An 18586-nucleotide genomic window follows, 5' to 3' on the forward strand; every position below is an offset into this window, starting at 1 on the left:
AGTAATCGTGCACTAAACCATCCTTCGGTCTGTTTTACACGTTCACGGTAACTGGGTGGTCCGTTTTCCGGCAATTGGTGGCGCTGTTCGGGCCTCGTCAGGCCTCGCTGATCACCTCCAGTGGGCGGGTGCGCGCGGCCCGGATCGCCGGGAGCAACGCGGCTCCGATGCCGACGACGGCCGAACCGACCAGCATGCCGACCATCTGTCCCCATGGAATGGTCAGGACGCCGAGTCCTTCGTCGCGCAGAGTCCGCACGAAGCCCCAGCCGAAGACGACGCCGAGGATCAGTCCGACGATTGCACCGAACAGGGCGATGAGCATCGATTCGAGATAGATCGTGCGCCTGACCTGCGGACGCTGCATGCCGACGGCCCTCAGCATGCCGATTTCGCGACGTCGTTCGACGACGGACAGCGCGAGCGTGTTGACGATGCCGAGGATCGCGATGACCACCGCGAGGGCGAGCAGGCCGTAGAGCACGGCGAGCAACGTGTCGATCTGCTGACTCTGCGCGCCCTTGAACTCCTCGCGGTCCTGCACCTGGACGACGACGAACGGCTTCACTGCGTTCTCGAGATCGGCACGCAGTTGACCCAGGTCGGTGCCCGGTGCCGCGCCGATCAGGACGGCGATGTCCGAGCGCACGACTCCCGGCGTGACTGCCTGGTAGACGTCGTCGGACAGGATCCAGTCGCCGACGAGAGGGTTGTCGGCGAAGATCGTCGTCACCTCGACCGAGACGGACTTGCCGTCGAGCGAGACCATGTCGATGGTCGACCCGAGCGGCCAGTCGTTGTTCTTCGACGCCGACTCGGACACGCCGATGCTGTTCGGCGTCTGTTCGCCGGATCCCGCCACGACGCTCTGATCGAAGAGACCGTCGGGGCTGCCTTCGAGGGCGACGCCGAACGCCTGCTCGTCGTCGATCTTCACCGACACGGGATGCAGGATCGCGACGCGTTCGACGCCGGGGACGTCCCGTGCGGCCCGTCCCGCGCCCGTCGGCACGCCGATCGACGGCGGCCCGCTGAAGATGTAGTCGGCTTCGATGCCGTTGTCGACGAGCGCGTCGACGCTCGCCTTGGCGGTCGAGCCGAGCACCCCGATGACGGAGACGAGCATCAGACCGAGCATCAGTGCGAACGCGGTTGCTGCCGTGCGCCGCGGATTGCGCACCGAGTTGGTTCGCGCGAGGCGTCCGATGGCGCCGAACGGCCTGGTCAGCACGGCGCCCAGCGCGCCGACGATCGGCCTGGACAGCGACGGTGCGGCGAGTGCGACGGCCACGATGACGGCAACCGCACCGACTCCGACGGTCGCGGCGGCGCCACCGCCGGTCGACTGCGCCCCGACGACGAGGGCGAGCAGACCCAGCACACCGAGTACTGCGCCGACGACTGTGCGCACGCGCAGACTGTCGCCGGTGGACGCGAATTCCTCCCGCATGGCGGCGACGGGTGGAATGTTCGCGGCACGCCGCGCGGGCGCGTACGCGCTCAGAACGGTGACGACGATGCCGACGGCGAACGCGACGATCACCGTTCGGGGTTCGAGAGCCAGTGTGCCCGAGGGTAATCCGAGATCGAATGCGTTGAGTAGCTCCCGTAGGCCGTATGCGAGACCGACGCCTCCTGCGAATCCGAGTGCGCTACCGATGATTCCGACGACGAGGGCCTCCAGCACGACCGATCGGCTCACCTGGCCGCGGCTGGCACCGATCGCCCGCAGCAGTGCGAGTTCGCGGACGCGTTGCGCGACGATCATCGAGAAGGTGTTGTAGATGATGAATGTGCCGACGAGAAGCGCGATCCCGCCGAACGCCAGCAGGAAGTAGTTCACGAACGACAGCGCGGTCTCGACCTGGGCCTGCGCCTCGTCACGCACCTCGTCGGCCGTCTGTACTTTCAGGTCGGGAAGGGCGGCGGCGATCTCGTCGCGCAGATCGCTCTGGGTAAGACCCTGTGCCGCAAGGTCGTTTCCGGCAGTATCACCGCCCGCAACGTCGTAGTACTGCACGTGCGTGCCGTCGGTGAACAATTCGTCGGCCTGCGACTCGTAGAACTGCAGGCCGATGTATCCGCCGGATTCGACGGGTGTGTCGTAGATGCCGACGATGGTCACGTCCACGGTGCCCTTGGACGGTACGAGGACCTGCGTCGCGTCGCCGACGGTCAGTCCGGATCTCGTTGCGCCGCCTTCGTTGACGACGACCTGGCCGGGTGCGGTGGGCGCTGTTCCTGCGACGAAGACGGCGGGGTCGCCGAGGCGTCGATCGTCGGCCAGGTAGGCCTCGCCCACCGTCGGCGCGCCTCCGGTCTGCACCGCGGCGCCGTCCTTGCCGAGGAGCACGACCTGTCCGCCCACGTACGGTGCGACCGCGCGCACGTTCGGAAGGGCTGCAATGACATTCGCGTCGTCGACCGGTACCCCGCTCGACCCGGCTTCCTGCGCGCTGACGCGGACGTCGGCACCCTGCGCGGTGTCGGAGAAGATGGACGAGAAGGTGCGCTGAAGCGTGTCGGTGAAGACGAACGACCCCGACACGAACGCGGTGCCGAGCACGACCGACAGCACGGTCAGCGCGAGTCGAACCTTGTGTGCGGCAAGATTTCTGAGCGACACCTTGCGCATGGGGTTGTGAGTGCGCGACATGTCAGACCGTCTCCAGCTGCTTCATGCGGTCGAGCACGGCCTCGGCGGTCGGGTCGGCGAGATGATCGATGACCGCACCGTCGGCGAGGAACACGACGCGGTCGGCGTAGCTGGCAGCGCGGGGGTCGTGCGTGACGATAACGACGGTCTGGTCGAACTCATCGGCTGCGGTCCGCAGAATGCCGAGGACCTCGCCCGAGGAGCGCGAATCGAGATTGCCGGTCGGCTCGTCGCCGAAGACGATGTCGGGGCGCCCGACGAGCGCACGGGCGCACGCGACGCGCTGCTGCTGTCCACCGGACAGCTGGCTCGGGCGGTGACCCAGCCGGTCGGTCAGACCGAGCCGGGTGACGACGGTGTCGAGCCACTCCTCGTCCGGCGTGCGGCCGGCGATGTCGAGCGGCAAGGTGATGTTCTCCAGCGCCGTCAGCGTCGGGACGAGGTTGAACGACTGGAACACGAAACCGATTCTGTCCCTGCGCAATCCGGTCATCTGCTTGTCGGACAGGTCGGTCAGTTCGGTGTCACCGATCGTGACGATGCCCGACGACGCCGTGTCCAATCCGGCGAGGCAGTGCATCAACGTCGATTTGCCGGAACCCGACGGTCCCATGATCGCGGTGAACTCGCCGCGCGCGAACTGGACGCTCACGTCGCGCAGCGCGTGAACCTGTGTGTCTCCGGTGCCGTACGTCTTGGACAGTGCGACCGCGCTGGCGGCGATTTCAGTCATGCAGGACAGTGTTCCCTGCTTTCGGTCGTCGCACTATCGGGGGACACCCTGAGAAGTCGCTCCTACTATTGGACTCATGCGCATTGGAGCACACGTCCGCGACAGCAACGATCCGCTCGGCTCCGCGGAGAGCCTCGGCGTCGACCTGGTCCAGATGTTCCTCACCGACCCGCAGAAGTGGAACAAACTCGAACCTCATCCGCAGGGCGAACAGCTCCGCGACAGCGAGGTCGACGTCGTCGTCCACAGCTCGTACGTGCTGAACGTCGCGAGTCTGAACAACCGCATTCGCATTCCGTCCCGCAAAGCCGTCATCGAGCAGGCTGCGGCTGCTGCCGAGATCGGTGCGATCGGTCTCGTCGTGCACGGCGGGCATGTGCGCGACGGCGAGGACACCGCGAAGGGCTTCGAGAACTGGCGCAAGTTGTTCGAGCGGCAGGCGAAAGACGGCGGATTCGGGGTGCCGATCTTCATCGAGAACACCGCAGGCGGCGACTTCGCGATGGCGCGACGGTTCGACGACATCGCGCGGCTGTGGGATGCCGTCGGCGAATTCGGTGCCGGATTCTGCCTCGACACGTGCCACGCGTGGGCCGGTGGCGAGGAACTGGTCGGCGTCGTCGATCGGGTCAAGGCCATCACTGGACGCATCGACCTCGTGCACCTGAACAATTCACGCGACGAGTTCGATTCGGCGCGAGACCGTCACGCCAACCTCGCCGACGGCACGATCGACGCCGAGGTACTCAAGGCAGTGGCCGAGGCGGCCGGGGCCCCGGTGATCCTGGAGACACCCGCCGACGGTCTCGCCGCCGACGTGCAGTACCTGAAGGGCTAGACGAACAGGCTCACACGAACAGGCCTCATACGAAGACTGCGAGTGTCTTCTCCCAGAAGCGCTCGAAGTCGTCGACGTCGGCGCGGGTGAACACTCGGCAGTTCCAGCGAAAAGCGGTGTCCACCATCGTGACTCCGTCGACCTCGACGACGTCGCACGTGACGGCGAGGCTGTGCGTCAGGGAGTCGTCGCCCCGAGCTTCTATCTCCGTGCCGACGCGGAACGAGATCTGGGCGCCGGACCTGCGATTCAGCGCCGGAGAATTCAGTCGGTACTTCGCGGCCGGGTAGTCACGCCCACCGTTGGGTGCTGCGGCGACGCGTCGGCGAACTTCCTCGAGAAGGGAGTGCGCGTCACCGGTGCACGGAAGGCGCACCGGGAAGAACTGGCCACCCGGGCCGTCGATGTCGACGAGGACGCCGGACGTGCAGCTGCGGCAACGATCGCTCTGCCATGCCCCGACGGTCGCGGCCAGGGCGGTCAGCAGAGTCGTCGCGGACGGGTGCTGCGGGCCCGCCCATTGCGTGCGCGTGTTGGTGACGACGGACGAGGAGATGGTGTCGATTCTCGGGTCGCTGCGACGGCTTCCGAACGAGCGCTCCTCGGGAGTGAGCACCGCAACCCAGTACGGGATCTGCGCTGCTGCTGTCTGCACGGTCACCGCCGGATCTCCTTCTGTTCCGAAAGCCTTACCTAACCTCTCGCCACAATAGCGATCACTGTTTCGATGCGCGAACGAGGGATCAGCGACGAAGCTGCGGCACGGCGGGCGAGTCCGGGACGCGACCGGCCTCGAGAGCGTCGACCAGCGTGTCGGACCAGTGCAGAAGGCCTGCGATATCGAGTCCGTAGGGCGGATCGGCCTCGTGATCACGGATGCGGTCGTGGCCCTGGCCAAGGAGGGATCGAGCGCCGACGGCATTGCCGCGAAGGAGATGAGTGAGGCCGACGGCCAGCTGAGCGAGTCCCTGCCACAGCATCCGCTCGGCTTCGGGGGCGTCCTTCCACGTTCCTTCGAGAATTTCGTGCGCGTGGAAGGGCATGCCGCCGTCGAGAAGTTCCTGAGCGCGAGTGATGGCCTCGTCGGGAGGGAGCCTCAGGTCGTCGGGAATGCGATCGACGCCGACGGCTCCCCGCGGAAGCGGCCTGCCCAGGCCGTCGCGGGGACGCGCGTTCTGCGGTTTACCGGCCGAGTCCCGTTCCCTGCTCGGTCTGTCGTTCTGCGCTGGCACTCTCGGTTCTCCTGGTAGCTCGGGTCACTGCGATCAGCGCGACGAGAGCGATCGCCGAGACGCCGACCATCGTGACCGATACTGCCACGTTGTCGTTGCCGAGCACGCCGACGACCGGAGCGATGATCGCGCCGGACCCGAACTGCGCGGCGCCGAGCAGGGCAGCCGCGGTACCGGCTGCTTCACCGTGGCGCGACAGTGCGAGCGCGGGGGCGTTCGGCATGACGAAGCCGACTGCGCCGAGGACGAACCACAGCGGAATCAGGAAGCCGAACATGCCGCCGACGCCTGCCAGCGCGATGACCGTCATGACGAGTGCGGACACCACTGCCGTCGACAACGCGGCGATGACGATGCGGACGGGGGTGAAGTGGCCGAGCAGCACGACGTTGAGCTGCGATGCGCCGATGAGGGCGATGGCTCCGAGCGCGAAGACGATCGCGAACTGCTGCTCGTTGAGGCCGAACTCCTCCTGCAGCACGAACGACGACCCGGCGATGTAGGCGAACATGGCCGACATCGCGAGAGCAGCGACGAGGACGAGCACCAGGAACTGGCCGTCGCGCAGCAGACCGCCGTACGTGCGGACGACGGGCATGATGCCGCGGCTGCGGCGACGCTCCGGCGGAAGGCTCTCGCGCAGTGCGAACACCGCGACGATCAGGAGTGCGACGCCGAGCACCGCGAGAACGCCGAAGACCCAACGCCACGACCCGGCGAGCAGGATGCCGCCACCGATCGACGGCGCGAGCACGGGCGCGACGCCCATGACCAGCATCAGCCGCGACAGAACCGTCGCGGCTGCGCGGCCGGTGAAGAGGTCACGCACGACAGCCATCGCGACGACGGCCGCGGCTGCCGCACCGAGACCTTGCAGGCCGCGGAACACGCCGAGCACGGCGACGTTCGGTGCGACGACGCACAGCAGCGATGCCACGATGTGAATGGCAGTGCCTGCGATGAGCGGCAGACGGCGTCCGACGATGTCGGACAGCGGGCCGATGACGAGCTGGCCCAGGGCGAGACCGATCAACGTGCCGGTGAGCGTGAGCTGCACCGCGGCCGAGGACGAGTTCAGATCGTCGACGATCGACGGCAGTGCGGGGAGATACATGTCGATCGTCAGCGGGCCGAGGGCGATCAGCGCGCCGAGGACGAGGATGATGCGCATCCGTTCGGCGGAGGTGGGCTCGGTCGTCGTCGCTGACGCTGTCGTGGCTTGTTCGGTGGCGTGGGACACCCAACCCTCAGCAACGAGGCCTGTCGTTCTGTTCCCGGTGTGACGAAGTCGAACTACAGTCACGATCGTGGAGGGGGACAGTCCTGAGTCGGCGTCGACACGGCAAGCAGTGGCGCGGGCTTACATCGATGCACTGGCGTCGCACGACGCGAGCGCGGTCCAGTTCGCGCCCGGAGCGCGTCGGGTCGAAAACGGTGTCACTACCGGCTTTTCCGGCCCTGGGTTGAAAAAGGGTCTGAACACGGCCTTCTACTACCGTGCGATTGTGGACATTCGCGACATCGCGTTGACCGAGGACGGCGACACGGTGCACGCGACGTTCGTGATCGACGCGGGGATGTTCGGAAGAAAGCTGGTGACCGTCGGGGTCGAGGAGTCGTTCCTGATCCCCGACGGCACCATCCACTTCATCCGTGCGCGTCTGTCTCTCGGCTCGAGACCGCGAACTAGATCCGGTCGGAAACCTCGGTGAGCCGTGCGACCTCGTCGGTCGACAGTGCCAACGCGGGAGCGGCGAGCAGGGCCGGGAGCTGAGAGATCTTGCTGGCGCTCGCGATCGGCGCGGTGACGGTCGGCTGCGCCAGCAACCACGCGAGCGCGACGGACGAGATCTCGGCGTCGTGGGCGTCGGCGATCTCGCTGAGGGCGTCGACCACGTTCAAGCCCTCGTCGGTGAAGTAGCCCGACGCCAACTTCTGGCGTGCCTGACCTTCGAGATCCTCACGGGTGCGGTACTTGCCGGTCAGGAACCCTGCGGCGAGCGAGAAGTACGGGAACACACCGAGATTGTTGTCGGCCGCGAGAGAGGCGAGTTCGGTCTCGTACTCGCGACGAGTCACGAGGTTGTAGTGCGGCTGCAGCGCAACGGGTGCCGAGAAACCGTTCTGCTCGGCGAGTGACAGCCATTCGCGGATGCGGTCCGGCGAGTAGTTCGAGATGGCGACGTAGCGAACCTTTCCGTCCTTGACCAGCTCGTCGAACGCGGCGAGCGTCTCGACGAGCGGCGTGTTCTCGTCGTCGTAGTGGGCGTAGTAGACGTCGATGTGGTCGCTCTGCAGACGCTTCAGCGACGCCTCCGCCGCGGCCTTCACGTTGGCGGGTGCGAGACCTCTGAACTCGGGGTGCTGGCTCACCTTGGTGGCGATGACGACGTCGTCGCGGTTGCCGCGTGCCGCCGTCCAGTTGCCGATGATCGTCTCGGATTCGCCGCCGGAATTGCCGTCGGCGAACGCCGAATACGAATCCGCGGTGTCGATGAAGTTACCGCCACCTGCGGTGAAGGCGTCCAAGATCTCGAACGACGACGTTTCGTCGCTCGTCCAACCGAAGGTGTTTCCACCGAGTGCGAGGGGGAAGATGTCGAGGTTCGAGTTTCCTATGGCAACCACTGTGGACTCCTTATCGCAGCGAACTATCTCGCTTGCACAACGCGTACCCGTGGAGGTGTTGTTCCCCGCCGAACTTGGAGCGATCAGCTCACGGGACTCGACACGCCGACGCCACTGGGTGTGTCGATGCCGTATCGATCGATCTCGGCCTGCAGATCGAGAGGGCGGATGGACTTGCTCGCCTCGACGGCCGCGTCGTCGATCAGGTTCAGCGGAACGAGCCAGACGATCTCGAATTCGATGCCGTCCGGGTCCTTACCGTACAGACTCTTGGTCGTGCCGTGGTCCGACGCACCGACGAGACCACCTGCGGCAGAGAGCTTCTGCGCGAGATCGGCAAGATCGGCCAGCGTCTGAACCTCCCACGCAAGGTGGTAGAGGCCGACGGTGGAGCGTCCGGCGCTGCTCGGTCCTGCGGCGTCGCCGAGTTGGAACAGGCCGAGGTCGTGATCGTTGGAGCTCGCACTTGCCTGGAGGAACGCCGCGCTGGAGCCCATGGTCATCTTCGTCCGGAAACCGAGGACGTCGGTGTAGAACGCGACGGACTTCTCGACGTTCCTGACGTACAGAACTGCGTGGTTGAGACGTTGGATGGACATGAGCACCTCGAGAACTGGAGTGATGACGGCCAAGTTGAACCTTCAACCAAGAATACACCTGCGTCACCGATGCGCAAGGGGGTTCGCGCGTAGGGGAGGGCGTCAGTGCCAGGTGTGATCGACGAGCGGAGTGCGGGGCCCGAACTTCGGTTTGATGGCCTTGCCGCTTGCGGCGAGCAATCGGACGGCCCGATGCCTGTGCGGCGCAAGCGGTTTCATGTACTCGATCATCTCGGCATCGTCGATGGGTCGTCCCAGGAGCGACCAGCCGACGACGGCCGACAGGTGGTAGTCGCCGACCGACAACGCGTCGGGATCCCCGAAGGCGCGTTGCGCTACCTCGGCGGCGGTCCAGATGCCCACGCCCGGAACGGCGCGAAGGCGTTTCATCGCGTCCGCGGGGCTCATCGACGACGCCTGCTCGAGACGGTTCGCGACCTGCGCGCACCGGACGATGGTCTTGGACCGCGCCGGGTCCACGTTCGCGAGGTGGTACTCCCACGACGGGATTCGACGCCACACGTCGGGCGTCGGCGAGACGAACATCGGCTTCGGTGTCGGCCCGGGAGCGCGATCGCCGAACTTGGTGACGAGCGTCCGCCACGACGCGAACGCGGACAGGCCGTGCACGCGCTGCTCGAGGATCGCCGGAACGAGAGCTTCCATCACGCGGCCCGTGCGTCCGAGGCGCAGGTGGGGAAACAGACGATGTGCTTCTTTCAGCGTGGGATGCTCCGGCGCGAATTCCGACGCGTCGTCGTCCGCGCCGACGAGCGCCGGCAGTGATTCGAGGAATTCGGACGCCCCCGGGCCCCATGCGGTGGCTGCGACCGAATGCCTCGACGTCTGCGTGAGCCGGTAGGTGACCGGCCCGGACTCGAATCGTGATGTGCGCCACACGGACCCGGAGGCGTCGCGCTCGTAGGTGGGGTCGGTGCGACCCCGACGTAGCGGCGACATGGACAAGAGCATGTCCAGTGGCCGGTCGGAGACGAACTCGGCGTGCACCGAGTCGGTGGCGGAAAGAGGACCTGACGACAGCATGGGATCACCAGGATATCGGCCGGGACCGACAGTCAGAACCCGCCGGCCACTGCGACCACCGTTCGGCCGGTGACACCTCCCCGCGAGATGTCGTCCAACGCCGCATGCACATTCGAGACAGGGACTTCGGTGACGAGTTGATCGAGACGACGTGGGCGCAGCGTCGATTCGAGTTGCTGCCAGGTTGCTCGACGCTTCTCGATGGGCCGCTGGACGGAGTCGATGCCGAGCAGTGCGACGCCTCGCAGGATGAAGGGCAGAACCGTCGTCGCCAAGCCTGCGCCGCCGGTCAACCCGCTCGCGGCGACGGCGCCTGCGTACCGCGTGGTCGACAGAACGTGCGCGAGCGTCTTTCCTCCGACGCAGTCGACGGCGCCCGCCCATTCGGCACGGCCGAGCGGTCGCGGCTTCGCGTCGGGATCTTCGGGGAGGCGGCCGATCACGTGCGCTGCTCCGAGGCTGGTCAACAGGTCGACGGCATCCTTCTTGCCGCTCGATGCGTGGACTTCGAAGCCCGCCGCCGACAGCAGATCGACGCTGACGCTTCCCACGCCACCGCTGGCGCCGGTGACGACGATGGGGCCGTCGTCCGGTCGGATCCCGTGGGTGAGCAGGGCTTCGACGCTCATCGCGGCGGTGAAGCCGGCGGTACCGATCGCGGCGGCGTCGCGCGTCGACAGTGTCGTGAGAGGAACGACCCAGTCTGCCGGTACTCGCGCGTATTCGGCGTAGCCGCCGTGTTGCCCGGTGCCGATGTCGTATCCGTGGGCGACGACTTTCTGTCCGACGGAGATGTCGTCGGCAGCGGACTCGACGACGGTTCCGGCGATGTCTATACCCGGGACGATCGGATAGTCGCGGACCACACCACCCTTCGGTGTGATGGCGAGCGCATCCTTGAAATTGACGCTCGAATACTCGACGGCGATCGTGACCGCGGGTGCGTCGCGACGGGGAAGGAAGGTCTCGTCGACCGTCTCCTTCGCGAGTTCGATTCGGGATGCGTCCGGTTCGTGTGCGACTTCGCGGGCAACCAGGGCACTGAACGACGAGGGAACGGTCACGACAGGAGGTCCTTTCGTTTCGCGGATGTGTCCCACAGTAATTCAGAGGAGCGACGCCGATTTCATGCGCGGCGTCTGTTCTTTGTCGGTGGGTCGAAGTATGGTCCTGTGTCGTGATCATCGTGAGTACTGACGGCTCGTGTCTGCGTAATCCGGGTGGCGCCATCGGGTGGGCCTGGGTGAATCACACGGGCCCCAGCAACTCCGGTGGAGAAGCGTCGGGTACCAACCAGATCGCCGAGCTTCGCGCTCTGTTCGAAGCAATAGTCGCGCATCCGGGCGATGAGCCGTTGTTGATCGAATCCGATTCGCAGTACGCCATCAAGTGTGCGTCCGAGTGGTTGCCCGGATGGAAGCGCAAGGGGTGGAAGACGGCAGGCGGGTCGCCCGTCAAGAACCTCGATCTCGTCATGAACATCGATCGCGCGATCACGGAGCGCGCAGGCCCCGTCCGATTCCGCTGGGTTCGTGGTCACGTCGGCAACCACTTCAACGAAGCCGCCGACGCGCTCGCCGGTGAAGCTGCGCGTGCTGCGGCTGCGGGCAAGTCCACGGCGGGTACATCCACGGCGGGTACATCCACGGCGGCCACGTCGGCTGCGGTGGCGGTCGCGAGGTCTACTCCCGCTACTCCCGCCCTGAAGGCAAATGCATCTAATGCACGGAACGACGCCGACCTCGACGAGGTTGCGACCCTGTTCTAGGCCGCAAGTCGTGAGGTCAAGCCTGCGATGGGTTGTCGTCCGACCCGTCGGTTGCTCGATCGAGAACTACGACGCCCGCTTGGCCCAGACGCAGCTTGGTGCACAACGCGGTGAGCGTCGTCATCTCGTCGTCGGACAGAACGCCGCCGACGTATCGGCGGATTCGGGCTGCGTGCTTGCGGCCGATGTCGCGCTGCACGGCGAGTCCGTCGTCGGTGAGGACGACGACGGTTCCGCGTTTGTCGGTCGGATCCGGTCGGCGCGTGACGTACCCCAGCTTTTCGAGGCGTTCGCACAGGCGACTGAGTGACGGTTGGCTGAGCAGGATCTCGTCGTTCAGATCGTGCAGACGCAGCTTGCGGGTGGCGCATTTGCTCAATGTGAACAGCACGTCGTACTCGCGCAGGCTGATCGGATTCCAGATGTCGTCCGCGGTGAAGCGTCGCATCAGCGACACCTGGGAGCGAAAGAGCGACTCCCAGGCGTCGGTGGCGAGCTCGGTACTAGAGGGCAACTACTTCGTCCTTGCGTGCCAGCATGCTCGCGTGCGTCGGCGGGTTCTCCGGCACACCTTCGGGGCGTCGGGCAGCGAATTCCTTACGCAGCACGGGCACCACTTCCTCGCCCAGCAGGTCGAGCTGCTCGAGCACCGTCTTCAGCGGAAGCCCGGCGTGGTCCATGAGGAACAGCTGGCGTTGGTAGCCGCCGAAGAAGTCCGCGAAGGTCAGCGTCTTCTCGATCACCTGCTGTGGCGATCCGACGGTCAGCGGCGTCTGCTCGGTGAACTCTTCCATGGTCGGGCCATGGCCGTAGACGGGTGCGTTGTCGAAGTACGGGCGGAACTCCTTGACCGCGTCCTGGCTGTTCTTGCGCATGAACACCTGGCCGCCGAGACCGACGATGGCCTGGTCGGCGCGTCCGTGACCGTAGTGTTCGTAGCGCTGCCGGTACAGGTTGATGAGCTGGATGTAGTGCTCTTTCGGCCAGAAGATGTTGTTCGCGAAGAATCCGTCACCGTGGTACGCGGCGATCTCCGCGATCTCGGGGCTGCGGATCGAGCCGTGCCAGACGAACGGCGGAATGTCGTCGAGGGGGCGAGGCGTCGACGTGAAGCTGTCGAGCGGCGTGCGGAAATTGCCCTGCCACGTGACGACGTCCTCGGTCCACAGGCGTCGCAGTAGCTGGTAGTTCTCCAGTGCGAGCGGAATGCCTTGTCGGATGTCCTGTCCGAACCACGGGTACACGGGTGCGGTGTTGCCGCGGCCCATGATCAGGTCGACGCGGCCGTCGGCGAGGTGCTGCAGCATCGCGTAGTCCTCGGCGATCTTCACCGGGTCGTTGGTGGTGATCAGCGTGGTCGACGTCGACAGGATCAGATTTTCGGTCTGAGCCGCTATGTAGCCGAGCATGGTCGTCGGCGACGACGGGACGAACGGTGGGTTGTGGTGCTCGCCGGTCGCGAAGACGTCGAGGCCGACGTCCTCGGCGTGCTTGGCGATGGTGACCATCGCCTTGATGCGCTCGTGTTCGGTCGGCTCGCGGCCGGTCGTGGGGTCGACCGTGACGTCGCCGACGGTGAAGATTCCGAACTGCATGGCGTGCTCCCAAGTTCATGCGTTTGCATTGACTTGCACTGTAACCGCAGGAGTGGGCGGAGTATTCCGGGGGAGTGGGTCAGCTGTCGATCAGCGATGCAGTGCCCGACAGGGCGCGCACGTCGTAGGACTCGAGCGCGCCGTGCACGAAGCGGTCGCCGGCGATGTTGCCGCGCCGGGTGAACAGGACCGCGTAAGAGGAGAAATGCACCGGCTCGTTCTCGACGTTGACGCGCGGGACCACGGCCAGCAGGTGGGTGGAGTTGCCGTCGTGTACCTGTTCGACGATCGTGCGGATCTCGTAACCGAGGTCCGTTCGCGTCACCTCGGTGGACTCGAGTATGGCGCCGCTCAGCACGAGTTGTGCCGCCGCAACCCCGGAAAGTCTGTTCGTGTCGAAGGATCCCGTCAGCTCGTCGCCCTCGAAAACATAGTGGTTGGCCGCTGTGTAGGACATGCGCGCAAGGCTAGGTCGTCGGCTGGAGAAGAGATAGGTCGTGGGCTGAAAAAATTTTTCAGATCCGACCCATCCACCCCATCACCTGCCGCGAATCGTAGATGAGACGCCCGCCGCTGCTGTCGCCCCCGACCGCCGTCAGCTGTGGGCGTCTCCCTTTGTCTGTGGTGTGTCGGGCGTCGATCGTTACCTTTCTGCATGGCGCGGGAAGGGCGTGATTCACCCGATCGTCACGTGCGGTCCATAGCGTCACAAGACATGCGTCGCACACTCTTGGTCGCTTTGTCCGCTGCCGCGTTGACTGCCGTGTCCGCGGCTCACGCTCAGGCCCTTCCCATCGATGCCGGGTCGTCGAACAGCGGGTCGTCGAACACCGGGTCGTCGGAGCCTGCACCCGCCTTCGATCTGCAGGCGCACCGAGGCGGGCTCGGACTTGTCAGTGAGAGCACGATCGCAGCGTTCACCAACGCACTCGAACTCGGCGTCACGACGTTGGAACTCGACACGCAGATCACGGAGGACGGCGTCGCCGTTGTGACGCACGACCGTCGAGTATCCGACAAGAAGTGCCTCGACACGGTGCCGGTCTTCGACGGTGACCCCGAGTTTCCCTACGTGGGTAAGTACGTGAACACGCTGACGCTCGCGCAAGTCGAGACGCTCGACTGCGGGTCGCTTCGGTTGGCGGACTACCCGGAGCAGCGAACAGTGCCGGGTGCCCGTATGCCTACGTTGACCGAGGTGCTCGACGTGGCGAAGACGTCACCGAACGTCCGTCTCAACGTCGAGACGAAGTTCGAAGCGGCAAGCCCGACGGAGACTGCGCCGCGCGAGCAATTCGTCGACATCGTCATCACCACCATCGAACAAGCCGGAATGCTCGATCGCGTCAGCATTCAAAGCTTCGATTGGGGTGCGCTGCAGCTGGTTCGAGCGATGAGGCCGTCTGTGCCGCTCGTCGCGTTGACGAACGGCGACTTCCTTCAAGTCGGTCAGGATGGGGCGTCACCGTGGCTCGGCGGACTCGACGTCGACGACTTCGGGGGCGACGGCGTCGCTGCGGCCGCATCGATCGGCGCGTCTGCGTACTCGCCTGTGCAAGGTAACCCGCAGAACGGGGCGGTGGGAGATCCGGGCTTCGAACTGTATGTCACGCGGCAGATGGTCGACGACGCCCATGCGCGCGGCATGCGCGTCATTCCGTGGACCGTCGACGATCCCGCGACCATGAACGCACTGATGGACTTGGGTGTCGACGGTATCATCACCGACTACCCGAACAGGCTGCGAGATGTCATGGCGCAGAGAGGAATACCGCTTCCCGCGCCGCAGCGGTGACGTGATTCAGCTCAGGTCGTAGACGACCCCGGTGAGCTTTTCGCTTTCGTTCCACAGCTTTTCGGCGAGTTCGGGATCTTTGGCCTTGGCCGAGATCTTGGCGGGCCCTGGGGCGCCGCGTGATTCCATCAGCCACCTCGGACCCGTGTACGACGCCGGCCCGCCGTTCTCGAGTGCGTCGAGCGTGGGAAGTGATCCGGCGCGGGCGGATTGGGAGATGAACAAAAGGCCGATCGACGCGGCGAACGAGACGACCTTCGAGCTGCCGAGGCCGTCGGGGCTCGTGTACAGCTCCGTCGAGGAGATGCCGGGGTGGGCGGCGTTGCTCGTGATGGGGATACCTGCTCTGTCGAGTCGTCGCTGAAGTTCCAGCGCGAACAGCAGATTGGCGAGTTTCGAGTTCGCGTACATGCGCTGCGGGTTGTAGCCGCGTGTGGCGTGGAGGTCGTCGAAGTTCAGCTTGGGGGCTTGTTTGTGGGCCACCGACGACACGGTGACGACGGTCGCGCTGTCCGCTGCCCGGAGGTTCGGCATCAGGTGGCCGGTCAACGCGAAGTGACCGAGGTGGTTGGTGCCGAACTGAAGCTCGAACCCGTCCTTGGTCTCGGTGCGCTTCGACGGCATCATGACCCCGGCATTGTTGATGAGCACATCGACCTTCGCGGGCGCGGACTCGGCGAAGGAGCGCACAGAATCGAGATCGGCGAGGTCGAGGCGGGCGGTGTCGACGACGCCCTGAGGTGCATCTGTGCTCTTCCGGGCTTCTGCGGCGATCTTCTCGGCCGCTGCGTCGGCCTTGTCGAGGTTGCGGCACGCAAGTGTCACGTGGTCGCCCTGCTTCACCAACTCGAGGGCGGTGAAGTAGCCGATACCGGTGTTTCCGCCGGTGAGAAGTACGCGTCGATGGTTGTTGTCGGACACGGCGCCCAGGGTACGGGAGACCCTAGGATGTGGCCATGAACGAGGTTGAACGTGACTGAACCCGTCAACCGCTTTCCGAAGGGAACGGGCCGTCCGGCGTCGCGGGCGTTCGACGCTGCAGGTTACCGGTCGTTGGACGAGCTTGCGGGACAGTCGAAATCCGAGCTCGCGAAACTGCACGGCGTGGGGCCGAAAGCATTACGGGTCGTCGAAGCGGCGCTGCAGGAGCGCGGACTGGACCTGGAACCGTAATACCCGCCCGTCAGAAGGGTGGTGGTCGGCGTTTGTCGCGGGCGGCGGCAATGGCTCGGTGTTCGATGTATTTGGCGCGAAGTTCGACGGCGTCGGTGCGTGCTTGTGGGTCGGTGAGGTGTGCGATGTGGGCGAGGGTGGGGGCGTGGTGAAGTACCCCAGGTTTTGTTCCTATGCGGTTACGAGGGCCGGGGTGGCCGACTCGCTGGGTTGTGAGATGTCGATCAGGGTGGTCTCGTATTCAGCCGGGGGCATGTAACCGAGCGCTTCGTGCAGACGCTGATGGTTGTACCACCACACGTATTCGAGCGTCGCGAACTCGACGTCGTCGACCGTTCGCCACGGTCCTGACTCGCTGGGTTGTGAGATGTCGATCAGGGTGGTCTCGTATTCAGCCGGGGGCATGTAACCGAGCGCTTCGTGCAGACGCTGATGGTTGTACCACCACACGTATTCGAGCGTCGCGAACTCGACGTCGTCGACCGTTCGCCACGGTCCACGCCGGCGGATCAGCTCGGTCTTGTAGCTCGCGTTGACGCTTTCGGCGAGGGCGTTGTCGTAGGAGTCGCCAACCGTGCCCACCGACGGTGTGATGCCCAGCTCGATCAAACGATCGGTGTAGGTCACAGACAGGTACTGCGACCCGTGGTCGGAATGATGTGTCAACCCGGATAAGCTCGCGTTGACGCTTTCGGCGAGGGCGTTGTCGTAGGAGTCGCCAACCGTGCCCACCGACGGTGTGATGCCCAGCTCGATCAAACGATCGGTGTAGGTCACAGACAGGTACTGCGACCCGTGGTCGGAATGATGTGTCAACCCGGATAGATCGGTATTCGCCTGCCACACAGCGTGATCGAATGCAGGGAGGGGCAGGTCTTCGGTGCGCATGGACGACGCCACGTGCCATCCCACGATCTTGCGGGTGCACACGTCCGTGACGAAGGCGACGTATGCGAAACCCTGCCACGTCCGGACGTAGGTGATATCGACCACCCACAATCGATTCGGTTGTGTTGCAACGAAATTACGTTTCACACTGTCCCGCGGCCGCACCCNTCCCACGATCTTGCGGGTGCACACGTCCGTGACGAAGGCGACGTATGCGAAACCCTGCCACGTCCGGACGTAGGTGATATCGACCACCCACAATCGATTCGGTTGTGTTGCAACGAAATTACGTTTCACACTGTCCCGCGGCCGCACCCSRGCAGGGTCGGGTCGGGTGGTGAACACCTTCTTCGAGCGTTGCACACCGCGCACCCCGGCGCAGCGCATCAACCGGCGCGTCTGTTCACGGCCGACCCGAACACCCCGGCGGCTCAGCTCTGCGTGCATCTTTTTGACTCCGTACACCGAGTAATTGTTCTCGTGCACGGTCTTCACCAGTGGCACCAGTTCGCCGTCGCGGATTGAACGTGCCGATGCAACACGGCTTTTCGCTGCACGATAGCCTCGCGAGGTAAGGAAGACCACACCCGCCGCCCGCAGAGCGCGACAGATGAACTCGACCCCGAAACGATCGCGGTACGCGTCGATGAACGCGATCATCTCGTCGTGGTCCGGTCGAGTTCCGAGGCGAAAAACGCGCTCGCCGATTTCAGTAGCTCGTTCGTTCGCTCGAGTTCGGCGACCCGCTTCTTCAGCCTGCGGATCTCGTTGTGCTCGTCGCTGCTGACCCCCCGCCGTTCACCGGCATCGACCTGGGCCTTGCGTCGCCACCTGCGCASCGTCTCCTCACCGATCTGCTGCTTCGAGGCGACCCGGCGAATCGCCTCGAACTCCGAGAGCTCGGCGTCGGATTCCAACACCGTCTCCACCATGCGCACTGCTCGCTGCCGGAACTCCGGCGGGTACTGACGTGGCATAGCTCCATCCTCCTACAAAGAACGGAACAAAACCTGGGGTACTTCANGGCGAATCGCCTCGAACTCCGAGAGCTCGGCGTCGGATTCCAACACCGTCTCCACCATGCGCACTGCTCGCTGCCGGAACTCCGGCGGGTACTGACGTGGCATAGCTCCATCCTCCTACAAAGAACGGAACAAAACCTGGGGTACTTCATGGGGGTCCCAGGTGCCGTCGGTGGGGGTGTCGTTGATGTTCTGTTCCCACCAGGTGGGTTCGTAGAGTTCGGTGGGGTAGTCGAAGATTTCCCCGGCTGGTGCCGGGGGTGTTGGTTTTTCGGGGTCGACGATGCGGTGGTCGTCGAGGTTGCGCCCGAAGGTGGTGTGGGGGTGGTGGGGTCGGCGGTGGTGCCGATAGTTGTCGGGGACGAGGATGGTGCCGTAGGCGGGTGGGGTGATGTGGTGGAGGCCGGTGGCGGTGTGCCAGTAGGTGGCGTCGCTGTCGAGTCTGGCGCAGCGCCAGATGTCGAGTGTGAATCACCCCAGGTTCTGTGCCGCCTCCAGTTGGGGCTGATCCTCGGTTCCGAAGCCAGCGTAGTAGAGAGTTTCGTACTCGATCGGGGGCATATGCCCGATGCTCGAGTGGAGACGTCGAGCGTTGTACCAATCGACCCATCCGGC

20 protein-coding genes, 2 pseudogenes and 1 other annotated feature are annotated in these 18586 nt (G+C 65.1%); of the genes and pseudogenes, 5 read left to right on the top strand and 17 right to left on the bottom strand.

Annotated features, from left to right (window positions below; translation table 11 throughout):
• Positions 1-97: 97 nt before the first annotated feature.
• Positions 98-2635 (bottom strand): ABC transporter permease, encoded by a 2538-nt coding sequence (locus A3K89_RS22480; RefSeq protein WP_084424005.1) that lies wholly within the window; start codon positions 2633-2635, stop codon positions 98-100.
• 22 nt (positions 2636-2657) lie between these two features.
• Positions 2658-3389: an ABC transporter ATP-binding protein gene (locus A3K89_RS22485; RefSeq protein WP_068430941.1), complete on the bottom strand. Its 732-nt coding sequence runs from the start codon at positions 3387-3389 to the stop codon at positions 2658-2660.
• A gap of 76 nt (positions 3390-3465) precedes the next feature.
• On the opposite strand from A3K89_RS22485, the gene A3K89_RS22490 reads away from it, so the two are divergent.
• Positions 3466-4227 carry a deoxyribonuclease IV gene (locus tag A3K89_RS22490; protein WP_068430944.1) on the top strand — a complete coding sequence of 254 codons (762 nt, stop codon included), beginning with the start codon at positions 3466-3468 and terminating at the stop codon, positions 4225-4227.
• Between the two features lie 25 nt (positions 4228-4252).
• Here the strand turns inward: A3K89_RS22490 and A3K89_RS22495 are convergent, their stop codons facing one another.
• The 3 genes from A3K89_RS22495 to A3K89_RS22505 all read right to left on the bottom strand — a co-directional run bounded on the left by A3K89_RS22495 (position 4253) and on the right by A3K89_RS22505 (position 6630).
• The gene (locus tag A3K89_RS22495; RefSeq protein ID WP_254303636.1) at positions 4253-4888 is read right to left on the bottom strand and encodes a hypothetical protein; all 636 of its coding nucleotides are present in this window, start codon (positions 4886-4888) and stop codon (positions 4253-4255) included.
• Positions 4889-4970: 82 nt separating this feature from the next.
• The gene (locus A3K89_RS22500) at positions 4971-5459 is read right to left on the bottom strand and encodes a DUF309 domain-containing protein (protein WP_068430947.1); all 489 of its coding nucleotides are present in this window, start codon (positions 5457-5459) and stop codon (positions 4971-4973) included.
• Positions 5410-6630 (bottom strand): multidrug effflux MFS transporter, encoded by a 1221-nt coding sequence (locus A3K89_RS22505; protein WP_157105417.1) that lies wholly within the window; start codon positions 6628-6630, stop codon positions 5410-5412. The genes A3K89_RS22500 and A3K89_RS22505 overlap by 50 nt, the downstream gene beginning before the upstream one ends.
• A 136-nt stretch (positions 6631-6766) precedes the next feature.
• Here A3K89_RS22505 and A3K89_RS22510 point away from each other — a divergent pair, with 136 nt between their 5' ends.
• Positions 6767-7171, top strand: coding sequence for a hypothetical protein (locus A3K89_RS22510; RefSeq protein ID WP_068430954.1), 405 nt, complete (start codon positions 6767-6769; stop codon positions 7169-7171).
• Here A3K89_RS22510 and A3K89_RS22515 read toward each other — a convergent pair.
• The 4 genes from A3K89_RS22515 to A3K89_RS22530 form a co-directional block, all read right to left on the bottom strand.
• The gene (locus A3K89_RS22515; RefSeq protein WP_068430957.1) at positions 7146-8087 is read right to left on the bottom strand and encodes an aldo/keto reductase; all 942 of its coding nucleotides are present in this window, start codon (positions 8085-8087) and stop codon (positions 7146-7148) included. The genes A3K89_RS22510 and A3K89_RS22515 overlap by 26 nt on opposite strands.
• A gap of 83 nt (positions 8088-8170) precedes the next feature.
• On the bottom strand, positions 8171-8686 hold the full coding sequence (locus A3K89_RS22520) for a VOC family protein (protein WP_068431091.1): 516 nt from the start codon (positions 8684-8686) through the stop codon (positions 8171-8173).
• A gap of 102 nt (positions 8687-8788) precedes the next feature.
• Positions 8789-9730 (bottom strand): DNA-3-methyladenine glycosylase family protein, encoded by a 942-nt coding sequence (locus A3K89_RS22525; RefSeq protein WP_068430960.1) that lies wholly within the window; start codon positions 9728-9730, stop codon positions 8789-8791.
• A 32-nt stretch (positions 9731-9762) separates the two neighbouring features.
• Positions 9763-10794 carry an acrylyl-CoA reductase family protein gene (locus tag A3K89_RS22530; protein WP_068430965.1) on the bottom strand — a complete coding sequence of 344 codons (1032 nt, stop codon included), beginning with the start codon at positions 10792-10794 and terminating at the stop codon, positions 9763-9765.
• Between the two features lie 113 nt (positions 10795-10907).
• On the opposite strand from A3K89_RS22530, the gene A3K89_RS22535 reads away from it, so the two are divergent.
• Positions 10908-11498 (top strand): ribonuclease H family protein, encoded by a 591-nt coding sequence (locus tag A3K89_RS22535; protein WP_084423995.1) that lies wholly within the window; start codon positions 10908-10910, stop codon positions 11496-11498.
• A 16-nt stretch (positions 11499-11514) separates the two neighbouring features.
• Here the strand turns inward: A3K89_RS22535 and A3K89_RS22540 are convergent, their stop codons facing one another.
• The 3 genes from A3K89_RS22540 to A3K89_RS22550 all read right to left on the bottom strand — a co-directional run bounded on the left by A3K89_RS22540 (position 11515) and on the right by A3K89_RS22550 (position 13550).
• A complete protein-coding gene (locus A3K89_RS22540; RefSeq protein WP_371828821.1) occupies positions 11515-11946 on the bottom strand; it encodes a MarR family winged helix-turn-helix transcriptional regulator in 432 nt (143 codons plus the stop codon).
• 55 nt (positions 11947-12001) lie between these two features.
• Positions 12002-13093 (bottom strand): LLM class flavin-dependent oxidoreductase, encoded by a 1092-nt coding sequence (locus tag A3K89_RS22545; protein WP_068430971.1) that lies wholly within the window; start codon positions 13091-13093, stop codon positions 12002-12004.
• Positions 13094-13172: 79 nt separating this feature from the next.
• Positions 13173-13550, bottom strand: coding sequence for a hypothetical protein (locus A3K89_RS22550; protein WP_068430974.1), 378 nt, complete (start codon positions 13548-13550; stop codon positions 13173-13175).
• Positions 13551-13808: 258 nt separating this feature from the next.
• Between A3K89_RS22550 and A3K89_RS22555 the strand changes: the two genes are divergently transcribed.
• Positions 13809-14888, top strand: coding sequence for a glycerophosphodiester phosphodiesterase family protein (locus A3K89_RS22555; RefSeq protein ID WP_084423997.1), 1080 nt, complete (start codon positions 13809-13811; stop codon positions 14886-14888).
• A 6-nt stretch (positions 14889-14894) separates the two neighbouring features.
• Here the strand turns inward: A3K89_RS22555 and A3K89_RS22560 are convergent, their stop codons facing one another.
• Complete coding sequence (locus A3K89_RS22560) at positions 14895-15809, bottom strand: oxidoreductase (protein ID WP_068430977.1); 915 nt, start codon at positions 15807-15809, stop codon at positions 14895-14897.
• A 51-nt stretch (positions 15810-15860) separates the two neighbouring features.
• On the opposite strand from A3K89_RS22560, the gene A3K89_RS22565 reads away from it, so the two are divergent.
• Positions 15861-16061 carry a DNA-binding protein gene (locus A3K89_RS22565; protein ID WP_068431100.1) on the top strand — a complete coding sequence of 67 codons (201 nt, stop codon included), beginning with the start codon at positions 15861-15863 and terminating at the stop codon, positions 16059-16061.
• A 171-nt stretch (positions 16062-16232) separates the two neighbouring features.
• Here the strand turns inward: A3K89_RS22565 and A3K89_RS26510 are convergent, their stop codons facing one another.
• From A3K89_RS26510 to A3K89_RS22580, 4 genes and pseudogenes are all read right to left on the bottom strand, one after another.
• A complete protein-coding gene (locus A3K89_RS26510; RefSeq protein ID WP_302050744.1) occupies positions 16233-16466 on the bottom strand; it encodes an IS3 family transposase in 234 nt (77 codons plus the stop codon).
• Positions 16446-17102, bottom strand: a pseudogene (locus A3K89_RS26800) (IS3 family transposase); the annotation flags it as partial. The pseudogene A3K89_RS26800 and the gene A3K89_RS26510, both read right to left, overlap by 21 nt.
• A 57-nt stretch (positions 17103-17159) precedes the next feature.
• Positions 17160-17609 (bottom strand): annotated as a pseudogene (locus A3K89_RS26805) (IS3 family transposase); the annotation flags it as partial.
• Positions 17538-17648 (bottom strand) — a sequence feature (AL1L pseudoknot). It overlaps the preceding pseudogene by 72 nt.
• Positions 17606-17926 carry a transposase gene (locus tag A3K89_RS22580; protein WP_068430979.1) on the bottom strand — a complete coding sequence of 107 codons (321 nt, stop codon included), beginning with the start codon at positions 17924-17926 and terminating at the stop codon, positions 17606-17608. Its footprint overlaps the feature before it by 43 nt. The pseudogene A3K89_RS26805 and the gene A3K89_RS22580, both read right to left, overlap by 4 nt.
• Between the last annotated feature and the right edge of the window lie 660 nt (positions 17927-18586).

This window comes from Rhodococcoides kyotonense (genome assembly GCF_001645385.1).
In the GTDB taxonomy this organism is placed as follows: domain Bacteria; phylum Actinomycetota; class Actinomycetes; order Mycobacteriales; family Mycobacteriaceae; genus Rhodococcoides; species Rhodococcoides kyotonensis_B.